Annotated in this window: 21 protein-coding genes; 2 read left to right on the forward strand and 19 right to left on the reverse strand. The window is 38.7% G+C overall.

Annotated features, from left to right (window positions below; translation table 11 throughout):
* Nucleotides 1-41: 41 nt before the first annotated feature.
* The 11 genes from MKY49_RS15155 to MKY49_RS15205 form a co-directional block, all read right to left on the reverse strand.
* Nucleotides 42-611 carry a ComE operon protein 2 gene (locus MKY49_RS15155; RefSeq protein ID WP_274793846.1) on the reverse strand — a complete coding sequence of 190 codons (570 nt, stop codon included), beginning with the start codon at nucleotides 609-611 and terminating at the stop codon, nucleotides 42-44.
* Nucleotides 612-716: 105 nt separating this feature from the next.
* Complete coding sequence (locus tag MKY49_RS15160) at nucleotides 717-1,346, reverse strand: helix-hairpin-helix domain-containing protein (protein ID WP_274793847.1); 630 nt, start codon at nucleotides 1,344-1,346, stop codon at nucleotides 717-719.
* Nucleotides 1,347-1,570: 224 nt separating this feature from the next.
* The gene (locus MKY49_RS15165) at nucleotides 1,571-2,311 is read right to left on the reverse strand and encodes a class I SAM-dependent DNA methyltransferase (protein ID WP_274793848.1); all 741 of its coding nucleotides are present in this window, start codon (nucleotides 2,309-2,311) and stop codon (nucleotides 1,571-1,573) included.
* A complete protein-coding gene (gene rsfS, locus MKY49_RS15170; RefSeq protein ID WP_274793849.1) occupies nucleotides 2,312-2,656 on the reverse strand; it encodes a ribosome silencing factor in 345 nt (114 codons plus the stop codon). It lies immediately after the preceding gene.
* Nucleotides 2,653-3,225, reverse strand: a complete 573-nt coding sequence (gene yqeK / locus MKY49_RS15175) for a bis(5'-nucleosyl)-tetraphosphatase (symmetrical) YqeK (RefSeq protein ID WP_274793850.1) — start codon at nucleotides 3,223-3,225, stop codon at nucleotides 2,653-2,655. Before yqeK ends, rsfS begins: the two co-directional genes overlap by 4 nt.
* On the reverse strand, nucleotides 3,194-3,784 hold the full coding sequence (locus MKY49_RS15180) for a nicotinate-nucleotide adenylyltransferase (protein ID WP_274793851.1): 591 nt from the start codon (nucleotides 3,782-3,784) through the stop codon (nucleotides 3,194-3,196). Before MKY49_RS15180 ends, yqeK begins: the two co-directional genes overlap by 32 nt.
* A 9-nt stretch (nucleotides 3,785-3,793) precedes the next feature.
* Nucleotides 3,794-4,096, reverse strand: coding sequence for a ribosome assembly RNA-binding protein YhbY (gene yhbY, locus MKY49_RS15185; protein WP_205444536.1), 303 nt, complete (start codon nucleotides 4,094-4,096; stop codon nucleotides 3,794-3,796).
* A 5-nt stretch (nucleotides 4,097-4,101) separates the two neighbouring features.
* Nucleotides 4,102-4,932 (reverse strand): shikimate dehydrogenase, encoded by an 831-nt coding sequence (gene aroE / locus MKY49_RS15190; RefSeq protein WP_274793852.1) that lies wholly within the window; start codon nucleotides 4,930-4,932, stop codon nucleotides 4,102-4,104.
* 32 nt (nucleotides 4,933-4,964) lie between these two features.
* Nucleotides 4,965-6,068, reverse strand: coding sequence for a ribosome biogenesis GTPase YqeH (gene yqeH / locus MKY49_RS15195; RefSeq protein WP_274793853.1), 1,104 nt, complete (start codon nucleotides 6,066-6,068; stop codon nucleotides 4,965-4,967).
* Complete coding sequence (locus MKY49_RS15200) at nucleotides 6,065-6,586, reverse strand: YqeG family HAD IIIA-type phosphatase (protein ID WP_312506724.1); 522 nt, start codon at nucleotides 6,584-6,586, stop codon at nucleotides 6,065-6,067. The genes yqeH and MKY49_RS15200 overlap by 4 nt, the downstream gene beginning before the upstream one ends.
* Before the next feature lie 36 nt (nucleotides 6,587-6,622).
* The gene (locus MKY49_RS15205) at nucleotides 6,623-7,405 is read right to left on the reverse strand and encodes a phosphatidylserine decarboxylase (protein WP_274793855.1); all 783 of its coding nucleotides are present in this window, start codon (nucleotides 7,403-7,405) and stop codon (nucleotides 6,623-6,625) included.
* Nucleotides 7,406-7,541: 136 nt separating this feature from the next.
* Here MKY49_RS15205 and pssA point away from each other — a divergent pair, with 136 nt between their 5' ends.
* Nucleotides 7,542-8,042, forward strand: coding sequence for a CDP-diacylglycerol--serine O-phosphatidyltransferase (gene pssA, locus MKY49_RS15210; RefSeq protein WP_274797356.1), 501 nt, complete (start codon nucleotides 7,542-7,544; stop codon nucleotides 8,040-8,042).
* A gap of 86 nt (nucleotides 8,043-8,128) precedes the next feature.
* A complete protein-coding gene (sigK, locus tag MKY49_RS15215) occupies nucleotides 8,129-8,836 on the forward strand; it encodes an RNA polymerase sporulation sigma factor SigK (RefSeq protein WP_274793856.1) in 708 nt (235 codons plus the stop codon).
* Between the two features lie 129 nt (nucleotides 8,837-8,965).
* Here the strand turns inward: sigK and MKY49_RS15220 are convergent, their stop codons facing one another.
* The 8 genes from MKY49_RS15220 to MKY49_RS15255 all read right to left on the reverse strand — a co-directional run bounded on the left by MKY49_RS15220 (nucleotide 8,966) and on the right by MKY49_RS15255 (nucleotide 14,915).
* Nucleotides 8,966-9,106 carry a 5'-methylthioadenosine nucleosidase gene (locus MKY49_RS15220; protein ID WP_274793857.1) on the reverse strand — a complete coding sequence of 47 codons (141 nt, stop codon included), beginning with the start codon at nucleotides 9,104-9,106 and terminating at the stop codon, nucleotides 8,966-8,968.
* A gap of 67 nt (nucleotides 9,107-9,173) precedes the next feature.
* Nucleotides 9,174-9,866, reverse strand: coding sequence for a 5'-methylthioadenosine/S-adenosylhomocysteine nucleosidase (gene mtnN / locus MKY49_RS15225; RefSeq protein WP_341386606.1), 693 nt, complete (start codon nucleotides 9,864-9,866; stop codon nucleotides 9,174-9,176).
* Nucleotides 9,867-9,925: 59 nt separating this feature from the next.
* Nucleotides 9,926-10,591 carry a YrrS family protein gene (locus MKY49_RS15230; protein ID WP_312506726.1) on the reverse strand — a complete coding sequence of 222 codons (666 nt, stop codon included), beginning with the start codon at nucleotides 10,589-10,591 and terminating at the stop codon, nucleotides 9,926-9,928.
* A 156-nt stretch (nucleotides 10,592-10,747) separates the two neighbouring features.
* Nucleotides 10,748-11,236 (reverse strand): transcription elongation factor GreA, encoded by a 489-nt coding sequence (gene greA, locus MKY49_RS15235; RefSeq protein WP_274793860.1) that lies wholly within the window; start codon nucleotides 11,234-11,236, stop codon nucleotides 10,748-10,750.
* A 175-nt stretch (nucleotides 11,237-11,411) separates the two neighbouring features.
* Complete coding sequence (gene udk / locus MKY49_RS15240) at nucleotides 11,412-12,050, reverse strand: uridine kinase (protein WP_274793861.1); 639 nt, start codon at nucleotides 12,048-12,050, stop codon at nucleotides 11,412-11,414.
* Entirely contained in the window at nucleotides 12,050-13,330 is a 1,281-nt protein-coding gene (locus tag MKY49_RS15245) for a peptidase U32 family protein (RefSeq protein ID WP_274793862.1), read from the reverse strand. Before MKY49_RS15245 ends, udk begins: the two co-directional genes overlap by 1 nt.
* Before the next feature lie 14 nt (nucleotides 13,331-13,344).
* A complete protein-coding gene (locus MKY49_RS15250; RefSeq protein ID WP_312506727.1) occupies nucleotides 13,345-14,277 on the reverse strand; it encodes a peptidase U32 family protein in 933 nt (310 codons plus the stop codon).
* A gap of 5 nt (nucleotides 14,278-14,282) precedes the next feature.
* The gene (locus tag MKY49_RS15255; protein WP_274793864.1) at nucleotides 14,283-14,915 is read right to left on the reverse strand and encodes an O-methyltransferase; all 633 of its coding nucleotides are present in this window, start codon (nucleotides 14,913-14,915) and stop codon (nucleotides 14,283-14,285) included.
* Between the last annotated feature and the right edge of the window lie 276 nt (nucleotides 14,916-15,191).

The raw sequence follows: 15,191 nt of genomic DNA on the forward strand, positions 1-15,191 counted from the left end.
AGCTACAAGTACAGCAAGTGCTATATGGATCCATTTATGCTTTAAAGCTTGATGCCAAATAATGCGCTCACCTTCTGTTCATATGGGAGCAATTTTTCTTGTGACACACCACTCTCGCGAAGCTCATCTAGAATCTCTGTGTACAATGCTAGTTTTTCATCTCGCAAAAAATCAATTTTACGCTCATCAAAGGGTACATGAACGACTTCCACTCCTGCTTTTTCAAATAATTCCTGAGCATATGGATTATTTTTATAGTCTGTTGCATAATACACACGTTCAATCCCTGCTTGAATAATGGACTTTGTACATGGTAGACATGGGAAATGAGTTACATACAAATCTGCACCTTTTGTTGGTGTTCCATATTTAGCGCATTGTAGCAATGCATTCATTTCGGCATGCACCGTACGAACACAATGATTGTCCACTACATAACATCCCTTTTCAATACAATGTTCATCTCCTGTAATAGACCCATTATAACCACCTGCAATAATGCGTTTATCACGTACCACAGTTGCTCCTACTGCTAGTCTAGTACATGTACTTCGTAATGCGAGTAAATGGCTTTGTGCCATAAAAAATTGATCCCAAGTAATTCGCTCCATATGACTACCTCCAAAATTTGCCTAACAAATGATTTTTCTCTTGTTTTTCTACTATAGTGTAGCCCTTTTTGAAAAGGGGCGTCAATATCACAAAATCTACAAGGTTTAGTTTACGGTAATAGAATCTTGTAACTTCTCAAATGTTTTATCACCGATGCCACTAACATTTTTTAAATCATCAATCTTTTGAAAAGGACCATTCTCCTCTCGGTATGAAAGAATACTTTGAGCTTTAGAGGGACCAATACCTGGCAATGTTGAAAGAGCTGATACATCCGCTTTATTAATATTAATCTTTTGCTCATTACTATTATTTTCAGCAGGCAAACTAATAAAATTAGTAGTTCCTTCCTCTAGTTGTTCACCTTTTTCGGGAATATAAATGACCATTTCGTCCCGCACTTTTTGAGCATGATTTATAAGCTGTGTGTCTGCATCCTCTGTATAGCCGCCTGCAAGTTGGACAGCATCTCGAATACGTTGGTCTTGCTGAAGCTCATAAACACCTGGGTATAGTACAGCACCCTTTATATCAACAAACACTTGCTGTATAGCCGTTTCTTTAGTCGAATCAATAAGGTTATTTTCTTCAATAGGTTGGATTGTTTCGATGAGCTCTTCTTGGGGAGGTGAAGAGTCTGAACTCGAAAAATAGAAGTAACAAAGTCCACTGAGTACGAGTATGCCGGGGAATAACATACTTTTTTTATACTTTTGCCATAAAGATTGGAGCATAGCACCACCCTTTCTTTGCAAAAGATAATCATATGGAGGTACATATATCTTACACTATCTCATGTTATTTGCAAACCGGTAAAGAACTATAGTTTTAGAACAGTCGTTCCTCTCATTTTATCCTAGAGTTCTATCCATCACTCTAGCCTTTCTATCGACCAATTCAAAGACTTTTCCATCAAAAGAGCCACACTGTTACTTGAACAATGTGGCTCTTTTCTAAATTATTTTACTGCACGAATAAAAATGCGCTCGCTGTCATATTCTGGTGCTTCATCTGTAAAATCTGCTGTAATTTCAACATGATCAAAACCTATGGTACGCAACCAAGTCATATACTGGTCAATAGAGAAGGTGCGTTGAATATGCTCTTCGTCAAAACGCTCATATAATTCACTCGCGATATCCCGAACATAAAAAGTCATTTGATGGATAACGGAATGCTCGTAATCTGCAGGTTCTGTATGCCATACATAGCTAATATCTCCATCATCATACGTAAACGGTCCATCTAAAAAGATCTCATTCATTTTAAATAAGGAGTGGACGTCAAAAAATAGCTGTCCCCCGTCTCGCAGAGCATGATAGATACGTTCTAATGTCGTATAGACAGCTTGCTCCTCTATCACATAATTAAGGGAGTCTATAGTAATTGTAACAACGTCCAATGCCTCAAAGCCGTCTAATTCATCCATAGACATACAATATAAAGGTGCATGATATCCTGCAGCAGTAAAACGTTCTGTAGCAATGGATAACATCTCTTCTGATAAATCTATACCGCTGACCTTATAGCCAGCCTGTGCAAATAACAAGCTAAGCACACCCGTTCCACAACCAATATCTAACAATGCTGGATATTGACTACTTGGTGCATGTTGTACAACCCAATCTACATAAAGATTATAAGGAATATCCTTTTGTAGCTCATCATAGACATGGGCAAAGCGTTCGTAACTACTCACTTAGGCCTCAGGCATGTCTAATTGTGGTGCATCGCCCCATAGACGCTCTAAATTATAATAAGCACGCTCATCCTTATGGAAAACATGTGCCACTACATCACCTAAGTCTACAAGTACCCAACGAGCTGCATCGAAGCCCTCGATACGGCGGATTTCATAGCCCTCTTTTTCCGCTATATCTTGCAATTCACGCGCAATAGCTTGCACTTGGCGATCTGAGTTACCGTGAGCAATGATAAAATAATCCGCTAAAAGGGAAATTCCTTGCATATTTAAAACGACAATATCCTCACCATGTTTGTCGTCGATTGCTTTGTACGCTGCTTGTAATAAAGTTGAAGTCATCCTTCACTATCCTCTCTGTTCATCATATCGTTATAACATTCTATTGATAAAGGAAAAATTGGCTGCTTTGTGTCTATTAAAAATGCCAATGTATGGCGGACACAAGCACTCATGGCCTTATCCAAATTTTTTTGAGCTTTTTTGCGCAGACGATCGACACCTTCAAATCGGCGATTCGGTTCAATCATATCTGCTACAAAAATGATTTTTTCTAAACGACTCATACTAGCGCGTCCTGTTGTATGGAAACGAATCGCATTTAGTATCTCTTGATCAGTGATGCCAAACTCGCTTTCTGCTATATATGCACCAACCGGACCGTGTAGTAATTCACTGCCCCAGCCAATTAGTTTTGGATCTAATTTTTTTTCACGAACGATGTCCTCCATCCATTCAATGTCGGCATATTTAGCAATATCATGGAGGATTGCTGCTGTTTCAGCTTTTTTCGCATCCTCCCCATATTTTTGTGCTAAAGAAATTGCCGTTTCCATTACACCGATTGTATGGACATACCGTTTTTCAGGCATTCTTGGCTTAATCGCCGCTAAATACTGTTCGCGTTCCATATAGACCTTCCTTCCGTATGAACGTCTCTACCGCTTCTGGTAGCAAAAATGTCACCGTTCCTCCAGTAGCAAGGCGTTCACGAATCAGTGTGGACGATAAATCGATTTGAGGCACTTCCACCATACATACAGGGTAATCTGTCGTAGCCGTTGTTCCTGGACGCTTTACTCCAACAAATTGCACAAGTTTCACTAAATCATCGATACAATGCCATGTATGGAGCGAATCAATCATATCTCCTCCGATGATAAAGTGGAATTTCACATTTGGTTCTCTTCTACACAATGCTGAAAGTGTCTCATAGGAATAGGATACGCCACCCTTCTCAACCTCATACGACTCTACAGAAAAATGTGAAAATGGACGAATAGCCAGCTTCACCATTTCAAGTCGTTCAGCATTACTTGCATCGAAACGAGCATGCTTATGTGGTGGTATTGCATTAGGCATAAAACGAATTTCATCTAATTCTAGCGCATGAAAAACTTCATTTGCCATCATTAAATGCCCTATATGCGGAGGATTAAATGTTCCTCCCAGTAAACCGACCCTTTTCATCGTTTCACCTTATTTCGTTGCTTTTGGTAATACAATCTTTTTATGATTGCGTGATTCTTTATATAAAACAACTGTAAGACCGATTAATTGGACAAGCTCTGCATGTGCGCCTGTTGCAAGTGCTTCAGCAACTTCATGTTTATCTTCTTCACAGTTATCTAAAATACGTACTTTAATTAGTTCACGTACTTCTAATGCCTCACGAATTTGCTTTGTCATTTCGTCATTAACGCCGCCTTTTCCTACTTGGAAAATAGGTGTTAAATGATGTGCTTCCGCACGTAAAAAACGTTTCTGTTTACCTGTTAACATAAAAATTAGTTTCCTCCTAATTGTGCCTTAAGCTGCACAATCATTGAATTTGTATTTGGATACTTTCCTATCCAGTGCTCAAAAGCGATGGCTCCTTGATGTACAAACATCCCTAGACCTGTAACAATCGTTGCTCCCCTTTTTTCTGCTGCTTGTAAAAAAGGCGTCATTAATGGATTATACACAATATCTGCAACAATTGCTCCTTTCGAAAGCAAATCTAAAGAAAATGGCATGGAAAAATTGCCCGTGGCAAGGCCAGCCGATGTCATTTGCACAATAATGCTGAAATCAGCTAAAGTCTCTTCTGCTTCTTTTAATGAAATCGCACGACCTATTCCCATTTCATCAATAATAGCTTGAGCATTAGCCACTGTACGATTGGCAATGGACAAATGGCTATAGCCTTGCTGCTGCATAGCAAAAGCAATACCACGAGCAGCGCCTCCAGCACCAACAAGTAACACAGGCTTGTCTTTATGCGACGTACCAACGGCTTCTTCAAGTGAGCGAACAAAACCGATACCATCTGTATTATAGCCTTTCAGCTTTCCTTCCATTGTTCGTACGACTGTATTCACTGCACCCATTTTTTGGGCCAGCTCATCTAGCTCATCTAAATAGGGTATGATGGCTGTTTTATGGGGAATTGTAACGTTCCAACCACTTGCTCCTAATGTTTTCAAACCAGCCACTGCTGACTCTAATTGATCAGAAGGGACATGTAAAGGAATATATGTCGCATCTATCGACATGTCCTCGAACCAAGCATTATGCATGGCTGGTGATTTTGAGTGTTCAATTGGATCACCCATCACTGCAAACCACTTCTTCATTTTCTAGCCCTCTCTCTACTTTATCCTTCGATTTATATAAGGGAAGGACGAATTGAAACTTGTACACCTTTTGGTGCATAAGCTGCCACTACTACATTGGCATGTTGAACTGTAATCCAGCCCAGCCCAGAGAAAACAACATCTGTTTTGGCTTCTTTAATAGAAAACTCATGACGAACTAATGGCGGTAGTTGATCGATGAAATCTGCAGTTGGTGGTGCCAGAAGTTCTCCTTTATGTTCTGCGTACAACGTATCTGCCTTCTCTAGCTTTGTTCGATGAATTGGTAAATCGTTGGCTACATGAATTGTAAAGGCAGAGCGATCTCCCTGAATGAAATCAAATCGAGCTAAAGCCCCAATAAATAAAGTTTGTCCAGCATTTTGCTGATAAACTTTTGGTTTAATTTCTTTTTTCGGCATAATATATTTTAATTCACTGGAATCAATATGATGAGCCATTTGATGATGATTAATAATACCAGGTGTATCATATAATGCACTACCATCATCTAATGGAATTTCAATCATGTCTAATGTTGTGCCAGGGAAATGAGAAGTTGTAATGACTTCACCTTCACCTGTTGCCTGTTTAATAATACGATTAATGAACGTAGATTTCCCAACATTTGTACAACCAACAACATAAACATTTTGCCCTTTTCTGTACGCGTCGATAGCTTCCATTGCTTCAGCCATCCCCTTGCCTTTATGAGCACTTACTAACAGGACATCAACAGGCTGAAGTCCAAGAGCCTTTGCTTCTCGTTTAAGCCAGTTGATTACTTTTTTAGGTTTTACCGATTTTGGTAATAAATCTGCTTTATTGGCAATCAACAGGACTGGGTTATTTCCTACAAAGCGGTGAAGCCCCGGTAACCAGCTCCCATTGAAGTCAAAAATATCAACAATTTTTACGATTAAGCCTTGCTGTGTACCAAGACCATTTAAAATACGTAAAAAGTCATCATCTGTTAATGACACTGGTTGAATTTCATTGTAATTTTTCAAACGGAAGCAACGTTGGCAAATGACCACATCCTTCTCTAAAGATGATGGGGGTGCATACCCAACTGCTGTTTTATCTTCTGTTTGAATTGTTGTACCACAGCCAATACAATTTGGCATTTCAATCATTCTTGTTCCTCCCAAGTTATAATTCCTTTTCGTTTCAAATCATTAAACACGCGACGTTCAATGAAACGATTCAATTTTGTTACAAGCCCATCCGATTGGGCAACAGGTTTAACTAACACTGTATGCAGACCTAAGCGATTGGCACCCATCACATCTGTAAGCAGTTGATCTCCTACCATCACTACTTCATTTGGACGCAAACCTAGCTGAATTAGCGCATTATAAAAAGCATTTCGAAGTGGCTTTCTTGCCTTGTGAATATATGGGATACCTAATGGCTCAGCAAAATGTTTTACACGTGCCTCATTGTTATTCGACGCAATAATAACACGAATTCCTGATTCTTTCATAATGCGTAACCATATGATTAGCTCTTCAGTGGCATCTGGACGATCCCATTCAACCAGCGTATTATCCAAATCTGTAATGATTCCTCTAATACCTAATTCTTGTAACTTCTCTGGTGTAATTTCAAAAATATTCGTCACAAATTCGTTTGGTAATAAAAAATTATACAAAATAGCGACCCCTAATCTTAACGTATTATTCGACCATTATAGCATATTTGCAAAGGCTTCACCCATTCTAATTGGGCTTCCTTTAACAACATTATCCGTAAATTCAATCGCATCCTTTTCAAACAGCATCACAACGGTAGAACCAAATGAGAAATAACCAACTTCTTGCCCTTTACGCCATTTCGTTGTTGTATTAGTAAGCACAATTGAATTAACAAAGGTTGCGCCCACTTTTATAAATGCTACATGTTGCTTATTGTCTACTTTCAATTCCGTCACTAAACGATAATTATGAGAAATTGGTTTTTTACCGTATGTAAGACCAAGCTGATTCACAGGATAAGATTTCTGACCAAGTGTATATTGTCGTAATACTTCTCCATCAATCGGACTATGGATACGATGATAATCTGCAGGACTTAAATAAAATACGATATAATGTCCATCCGCATATTGTGCTGCTCGTTCTGTATTGCCGAGTAAATCCTGTAATGCATAGGGTTTACCCTTTACAAGAAATGTCATATCCCACTCAATGCGTCCAAAAGATTCCACTTTAGCATCTACTGGACTGGTAAAAATGGCTGGATCTTTTTCAATTGGCCGAGCATCTTCTAGCAGTTCTCTTGTAAAAAAATCATGTAAACATGAAAATTGTTGTTGTTTTTTTGAAACTTCTTCAAGGTTAATATCGTATAACTTCATGTAGCTTGGAATTATACGTTTACTCCACTTCGCTTTTGCAATTGTCTGCAAAAGATGGGAAGATTGCTTACCATTCGTTAGTTCTATCAAGCGTTGATATAGTTTTTCTTTCATTCAGTAAAACCCCTATCCATTAATTTAGACTGTCAATTTTTTCGCATTCGAAGTATAATGGTACAATATCTTAAGTGCAAAGGAGTGATCCCCCTTGTTTTTTTATCACAAGTTGGTGGATACCACGGTTAAGAAAATGAAATCGCACGCAGCTAACTTCATCACAATTAGTAATATGTCCTTTGGAGGCGCGGCTATTATGGCCACTTTACATGAATACTATAGCTATAGTGTCTTGTTTATCTTTATTGCAGCTCTTCTTGATCGCTACGATGGTAAGGTAGCGAGAGCGCTCGGACAAGTGTCAGAGCTAGGTAAACAATTAGATTCTATGAGTGATATTATATCATTTGGCGTGGCGCCTGCATTACTAATGTATGAAGTTGTTCTAGTTGATTTTGGTTTTGCCGGCATGATGATGGCCGTATTATTTATCGTCTGTGGTGCGATGCGTTTAGCTCGCTTCAATATTAGTGAAGCGAATGGTTATTTCACAGGTTTACCTATTACAGCTGCAGGTACGTTCTTAACTTTAACGTATTTCGCGGCCAATACGTTCCATCCGGCATTTTATCTTTTCCTTTTTCCCATTTTAGCTTTACTAATGATTAGTACATTTACGTTAAAAAAAGTGTAACAGCGCATTTGCTGTTGCACTTTTTTCATTTCCCACAGCTTTTAAACATATACTGTCGAAAAATGGGGAAAGGATGAAATCATTCAATGAGCGGAATTTTCACATCAATGTTGCAGTTATGGCTTGAGATCCCTGCGTTGCTTGGCTACTTAAAGGGGCAAACATTCCATAAACCCTTTTCAAAAGAAGAGGAAGCTGCTTGTATTGAACGATTTTTAGGTGGCGATGAGCAAGCGCGTCTTGATCTGATCGAACGTAATATGAGGCTTGTCGCGCACGTCGTTAAAAAATTCCATCCAAAACATGAGCAACTCGATGATTACATTTCCATAGGAACAATCGGTCTAATGAAAGCAGTAGAGAGCTATACCCCTGACAAAAAAACACGACTCGCCACATATGCAGCTCGTTGTATTGAAAATGAAATTTTAATGCATCTACGGACACAAAAAAAGGTTCAGAAAGACGTTTCTTTGTTTGAGCCTATCGGAACTGATAAAGACGGAAATGCACTGCAAATTCGTGATTTACTTCAATGTGATGAAGAAAGTGCAACAGAGAAGTTGGAGCATAAAGAGCATGTAGCACAGTTATATCATTATTTGCATATGCTTGATGAACGCGAACTTGAAATTGTAACACTGCGATATGGCTTAAATCAACAGGATGCACTTACACAAAAGGAAATTGCTGCTCGATTAAATATTTCACGAAGCTATGTATCTCGCATTGAAAAACGAGCACTTATTAAACTCTACCAACTGTACAAACGAGACCAAAAGTCGGTTGAATAATTTATTGTAAAATGGACAATAGAAAAATTCAATGCTTCTTTGGCGGAAGATGTGCCTATTTCATGGCATAGAAAAAAGCCCCTTGCGACATGACTATGTCGCAAAGGAGCTTTTCCGTCATACATACTATTAATGTGCTGATTCTGATAGTTCTGCTGAAATCAGTGTGCCGATTAAAGTTGTTAAAATGACTACACCCGCTGTTAGAAATAACATCGTGAATGCCTCCCATTCTATTATGAAGAGATTGATTAGTCTAAAGTGTAGCATTTGTCCTTTATTCTAACTGTGATTTTTCTCACAGAAAAATCAGCACATTTTGACCATTTTGTGTAGTTTATAGTGAGGCAATGGCTTTTAATACTACTTGTGTCGAATGCTTTGCAGCAACTGGTAAAAACTCATCAAAGCTAATATTCGATTCTTTCCCAGCAATGTCTGATAGCGCACGAATGACAACAAAAGGTGTCGCAAATTGATAACACACTTGTGCAACCGCTGCTGCTTCCATTTCTACAGCCTTCATTTGAGGGAAATGACGACGAACAGCTTCTACGCGTTCAGGATCATTCATAAAAGCATCCCCAGAGCAAATTAATCCAATACCATACTGATGCTCTCCAACCGCCTTAACAGCCTCTTCAGCTACTTTCATCAATTGTTCATCTGATTTATAGGCTGCCGGCATACCAGCCATTTGTCCGATTTCATAGCCGAAAATAGTGACATCTACATCATGATGACGAACTTCATCGGAAATGACTACAGCGCCAACCTCAAGAGCTTCATCATACCCACCTGCAGATCCTGTATTAATGACAACATCTGGCTTAAACTCATGTAAAAGTATTGTCGTAGACATGGCAGCATTCACCTTACCAATACCACTTTTTAATAACACGACTTCCTTACCCTCATAAGTTCCTGTTGTATATTCACTACCTGCGATGATTGTACTTTGTGCATCGTTTAATGCTGCTCTTAGTAGCTCTACTTCCTCTTCCATTGCGCCAATTACTGCAATTTTCATGAACTGTTACTTCCCTTCTTTATCAACTCTATTAAAAATAATCAAAAGAGTGATTTTCGTCAATAGGCGCCTTCTAATGTGTTCAGTTGCTCTAGCTTCACAGGCAACCAGCCTTCATTGTCAACCCATTCCATGCTGACACGGTACATTTGGGATTTATCTTTACTTGAAACCGTTGCAATGGCTGAATTAGGACCACCATTATTTTGCATACGCCAGATGATCATATTGCTTTGGTCGATACCTGTCACAGTAGAAACTGTTGCTACTTTTTCAGCCCAGTCTACAGACGTATCGTCATATGAAGACACATGCTGGCCTGTTTGTGTTGTAGGTGTTGGCTGCCAGTTTTTATTCGTGATGACCTTGTCTACAATAGGATTATCTGAAGTCGATTCCTCAGGTGTACCTTGCTCCTCTTGTGATGTCTCAGATTCCGCTTCTTCCTCTTCCTGTGAAGGTTTTTCTTCGTCGACAGCAAGATCTTTATCCTCTTCATTCGCAGGCTCTTTGTCCACTTCTTTTTCTTTATCACCGCTCTTTTCCTCTTGAGCTGGCTCATCTTTTACTGCTTGATCTGCATCATCTTGCCATTTAAACACATAGGTTGCTGTGATAATAATAAGTACGACCACAACGCCAATTAAAACATTCAATAGTTTATCTAGCTTTTTATTACGAGATGGCTGCAAATGACGACTACTTCGAGTTTGTCGTTCACTCATAATGTCTCCCCCTCTCTAGCAAATATTCTATCAAGTTCGACAGCACTTGCAAAATAATTATACTCACTAAATTACTAGGAAGCCTGATAATCAAATAATGGTAAAAGCAGTTAGCCTCTCTTGGAAAGAATGGCCAACTGCTTGTACATGTTAACATTATTTAATAGAAATAATTTTTACTTTCATTTCGCCACCAGGTGTTTGAACAACTACTTCTTCGCCTTCAGCGCGGCCTAGTAGACCTTTAGCAATTGGTGATTCATTTGAGATACGGAATTCCATAGGATCTGCCTCTGCTGAACCAACAATTGTATAAGATTCTTCTTCTGTCGAAGGTTTACCATTAATAATTTCTACAAATGTAACCGTTTTCCCAAGTGATACTACACTGTTATCTGTCTCATCCTCAGAAATAATGACTGCGTTACGAATCATTGATTTTAATGTAGAAATACGACCTTCTAAAAAGGCTTGTTCTTCTTTTGCTGAATCATACTCAGCGTTTTCAGAAAGATCTCCAAAATCACGTGCTATTTTAATACGTTCAACGATTTCTTTACGTGTTTCAGTTTCTAATTTTACTAATTCTTCTTCTAATTTACGTTTCCCCTCAGCTGTCATAGGGTACTGTTTTTCATTTGCCAAAGTCCTTCACTCCTTGTTTCTTCAATATAAAAACATAAAACTCGACTAAATGCTTGGAAATTGCACTTAATCGAATTTTATTATTTTTAAACGTTTTCAAATTACGCTTTGACCTAATAGTATGCATACCTTTTTAAAATATGCATGAAAATATTGTCAATACCACTCTATCTTATTACAATACGTTGTCGGTTTCAAGAATAGTTTTAATTTTCGTGACCATTAAATCAATTGCTACCTCATTATCCCCACCTTCTGGAATAATGATATCAGCATAGCGTTTTGTTGGTTCAATAAATAAATTATGCATAGGTCGAACCGCCGATAGATACTGCTCAATTACTGAATCTGTTGTACGTCCACGCTCTTTAATATCACGCATGATACGACGAATAATTCGTAAATCCGAGTCTGTATCCACAAATAACTTAATATCCATTAAATCACGTAAATCAGCATCCTCTAGCACTAGAATACCTTCTAGTATAATAACATCCACTGGCTCAACATGAATGACTTCTTGTGCTCTCGTATGCTGCACGTAATCGTAAACAGGTTTTTCAATTGGTTGACGCACTAAAAGTTTTTTTATGTGCTCAATTAATAAATCGTTATCAAAAGCTAACGGATGGTCATAGTTAGTTCCTAGGCGCTCTTCAAATGTTAAATGACTCTGATCTTTATAATAAAAGTCTTGTTCAATGACAACAACTGAATGATCGCGAAAAACATCATAAATAGCACGTGTCACACTCGTTTTCCCTGAGCATGAACCACCAGCGATTCCGATGACAACTGGACGCTTTACTGCCATTAGTTATTCTCCTTTCGCATCATGTTATGCGGCTTTAATGGTGTCTCACATTTAAATTTAACAATTTGTAATGGATGACGGGCTGCATCTAGGCTATTGCCATCCTCATCCCATATTTCTCCCATTGTCATTCGGAAGTTCTCGATTTCAGGTCCAAAGAACTCCACTTCATCACCTGGTTTAAAATAATTACGTTGCTGCATTGTAACAATTTTTGTCTCTGGATCATGATCTAAGATCAAACCAGCAAATTCATACGTTGTTTTACGACCATGCAAACCAAACATTTGCTCTTCGAAGCCAGGTGCATCATGGAAGAATGCTTCAGCTGTATCACGATTTGCACATTTATCTAGCTCTTCAAGCCATTCTCGTTTAATTTTAAAGTTATCTGGATCAGCACAATAGGCATCAATTACTCTACGATAAACTGAAACAACTGTCGCTACATAGTGAATGGACTTCATACGACCTTCAACTTTTAAAGAGTCGATGCCAAGCTCAATCATATGAGGAATTGCTTCGATTAATTTTAAATCTTTTGGGCTCATAGCAAATGGTGCATGATTATCATCGAAAAGTGCTTTTTCTTCACCATCTTCTAATTCGTATAAATCATAGTCCCAACGACATGATTGGCAGCAACCACCACGGTTGGAATCACGCGCAGTCATATGATTGGACAGAACACAGCGACCAGAATAGGCAATACACATTGCACCATGAACAAAGGCCTCGATTTCAATATCAACCTTTTCCTTCATTAGCTTCATTTCTTCGCCGCCTACCTCACGTGCTAAAACGACACGATGTAAGCCTTCTTCTTTCCAGTACTGTACTGCCTTCCAGTTAGATAGCGATTGCTGTGTTGAAAGGTGAATTTCTAGCTTAGGTGCTGCTGTACGGCATGTTTCGATAATCAGCGGATCCGCTACGATAATACCTGTTACGCCTGCTGATTCAATATCCTTTAGGTAACGCTCTAAGCCATCCATATTTTCATTGTGGGCAAAAATGTTTGTTGTCACATAAATTTTTGCGCCGTATTTATTGGCAAACTCCACACCCTCACGCATTTCCTCAATCGAGAAGTTATCTGCATTGGAACGAAGACCAAACTCTCGTCCACCGATAAATACTGCATCTGCTCCATAATGAACAGCGACTTTTAATTTTTCTAAGCTACCTGCTGGGGCAAGTAGCTCTGGTTTTTTAGTAATGACACGTTTACCGTCGACAATCTCACGGATTTTGTCATTTTGTTCTAACGCTAATGCCATGTTATTGCCCCCTCCTAGTAAACTGTTTCCTTGAAGATAAAGCCTGTATCTAATGGTCTAATGGCTGGTTGAATATCTTCAATTTTTGCTAATAAAGCATCTTTTATCTCTTCATACGCTTCTTCGGATTCATCAAAATACGCATCAATAGCTTGACGATAGGCTTCTGTTACCGTTACGACATAGTCAGCCGTTTGTAGAACACCTTCAATTTTCAGAGCATCAATGCCACCTTCAAATAATTCGGCCAGCTCATCAATAATACACATATCATTTGGACTGAAAATATGTGTTCCATTCACATCTTCGTAAATTGGATATTTATTATTTCGCTCATCATCATGTAGGAACATATTGCGATTTTCTTGACGATTTTCAATAGCCATTACTTTATCTTGGTATAAGAAATAATGACCAAGTAAAGGACGTTTAGATTGGAACATACAAGTCATACCATGTACTTGTACCTCAATTTCCACCTCGGCATTTTCTTTAATTTCTAATACTTCATCAAGAGAAAGCTCACGTGCTAACACGGCACGAGTTGCACCACGTTTTCCCCAATAGTTCGCTGTAAACCAGTTTGTAGCAGTTGTCTCTGGGTTCCAATGTAATGGAATTGTAACGCCCTGCTCACGACGAATAATTAATACCGCTGGATCCCCGTAAATTAAACGATCCACTCCGATACGTTGCATTTCTTTTAAATAGTCAGCAAGTGCGTCTAGTTTCTCATTATGGAATAGTGCATTGACCGCAACATAAACCTTTTTACCTGCTGCGTGAATAAGCTTCGTTGCTTCTTCCACTTCAGCAACAGAGAACTCCCCTGCTAGACGTAGACCAAATTGTTGTTCACCAATGACAAAAGCATCTGCTCCAGCTTCTAATAATGCTTTTATATGTTCTACTGATTGTGGTGTCACAAGCAATTCCGGTTTTTTCATAGTAGTCACCTCTTCAAGCATAGTAATAAACCGTCACCGACTGGTAAAAAAGCACTTGTATAATCCGGGTGCTTCATGATCCAATCTGTGAAGTTTTTTAAATTGCGAATCATTGTCCGCTTACGACGTGGAACATCCTTCAAATCTAAATCAGACAACCCATGCATGTACATATTATCGATATACAAAACTCCACCTGATTTTACTAAAGGGGCATATTTTTCAAAAAAGCGTTGGTATTGTCCCTTTGCGGCATCGATAAAAACAGCATCGAATGTCGTGTGAATGGCCTCATCGTCCACCTCTAAAGCATCACCTTCAATGACCGTAATTCGTTGTGATACGGTTGAACGTTCAATATAGGCTTTCGCCCTTGTTACACGCTCTACATCACGTTCAATTGTAACAATATGGACGTCAGGCAAGGCCTCCGCCATTCGAATAGCAGAATAACCAATTGCCGTGCCAATCTCTAAAATTTTTGACGGATTTTGAATACGTAACAGTTGATTTAATGCATCAATCCCTGCTAGTTGCATTATCGGTACATGATTCTCCTCCGCATATGCTTCCATTTCTAAAAGCAATTCATTACGTGGCTGTATAAATGATTGTATATATGCATCTGATAATTCCATTGTTTCACCCTCATTTAAAAAGCAACAAGCATTTTGCTGTTGTCTGTACTTCATCATTTATCAACAAAAAGAAAAAGACCAAACGTGATGTCTTGGTACTTTGCCATACAAAAATGAGCAATTGTTTAGATATGCAAACAATTGCCACCACGCATATTTGTCCCGCATAAATGAACGGATTGATCAAAAATCACACTTTATAATAGCATGAAAATAGAAGGAAAGCTATTTTTCTTTCCTTCTATCCATCTGTTTGCTATATGCTTTTAAGCTTTA

The organism is Lysinibacillus sp. FSL M8-0134 (assembly GCF_038069745.1).
Lineage (GTDB): Bacteria > Bacillota > Bacilli > Bacillales_A > Planococcaceae > Lysinibacillus > Lysinibacillus irui.

Bases quoted from the DNA above. Each gene is read 5' to 3' on its own strand.
- MKY49_RS15155 (WP_274793846.1), bottom strand. From the start codon at position 611: ATGGAGCGAATTACTTGGGATCAATTTTTTATGGCACAAAGCCATTTA.
- MKY49_RS15160 (WP_274793847.1), bottom strand. From the start codon at position 1,346: ATGCTCCAATCTTTATGGCAAAAGTATAAAAAAAGTATGTTATTCCCC.
- rsfS (WP_274793849.1), bottom strand. From the start codon at position 2,656: ATGACTTCAACTTTATTACAAGCAGCGTACAAAGCAATCGACGACAAA.
- yqeK (WP_274793850.1), bottom strand. From the start codon at position 3,225: ATGGAACGCGAACAGTATTTAGCGGCGATTAAGCCAAGAATGCCTGAA.
- MKY49_RS15180 (WP_274793851.1), bottom strand. From the start codon at position 3,784: ATGAAAAGGGTCGGTTTACTGGGAGGAACATTTAATCCTCCGCATATA.
- yhbY (WP_205444536.1), bottom strand. From the start codon at position 4,096: ATGTTAACAGGTAAACAGAAACGTTTTTTACGTGCGGAAGCACATCAT.
- aroE (WP_274793852.1), bottom strand. From the start codon at position 4,932: ATGAAGAAGTGGTTTGCAGTGATGGGTGATCCAATTGAACACTCAAAA.
- yqeH (WP_274793853.1), bottom strand. From the start codon at position 6,068: ATGATTGAAATGCCAAATTGTATTGGCTGTGGTACAACAATTCAAACA.
- MKY49_RS15205 (WP_274793855.1), bottom strand. From the start codon at position 7,405: ATGAAAGAAAAACTATATCAACGCTTGATAGAACTAACGAATGGTAAG.
- pssA (WP_274797356.1), top strand. From the start codon at position 7,542: ATGAAATCGCACGCAGCTAACTTCATCACAATTAGTAATATGTCCTTT.
- sigK (WP_274793856.1), top strand. From the start codon at position 8,129: ATGAGCGGAATTTTCACATCAATGTTGCAGTTATGGCTTGAGATCCCT.
- MKY49_RS15220 (WP_274793857.1), bottom strand. From the start codon at position 9,106: ATGCTACACTTTAGACTAATCAATCTCTTCATAATAGAATGGGAGGCA.
- mtnN (WP_341386606.1), bottom strand. From the start codon at position 9,866: ATGAAAATTGCAGTAATTGGCGCAATGGAAGAGGAAGTAGAGCTACTA.
- MKY49_RS15230 (WP_312506726.1), bottom strand. From the start codon at position 10,591: ATGAGTGAACGACAAACTCGAAGTAGTCGTCATTTGCAGCCATCTCGT.
- udk (WP_274793861.1), bottom strand. From the start codon at position 12,050: ATGGCAGTAAAGCGTCCAGTTGTCATCGGAATCGCTGGTGGTTCATGC.
- MKY49_RS15245 (WP_274793862.1), bottom strand. From the start codon at position 13,330: ATGGCATTAGCGTTAGAACAAAATGACAAAATCCGTGAGATTGTCGAC.
- MKY49_RS15250 (WP_312506727.1), bottom strand. From the start codon at position 14,277: ATGAAAAAACCGGAATTGCTTGTGACACCACAATCAGTAGAACATATA.
- MKY49_RS15255 (WP_274793864.1), bottom strand. From the start codon at position 14,915: ATGGAATTATCAGATGCATATATACAATCATTTATACAGCCACGTAAT.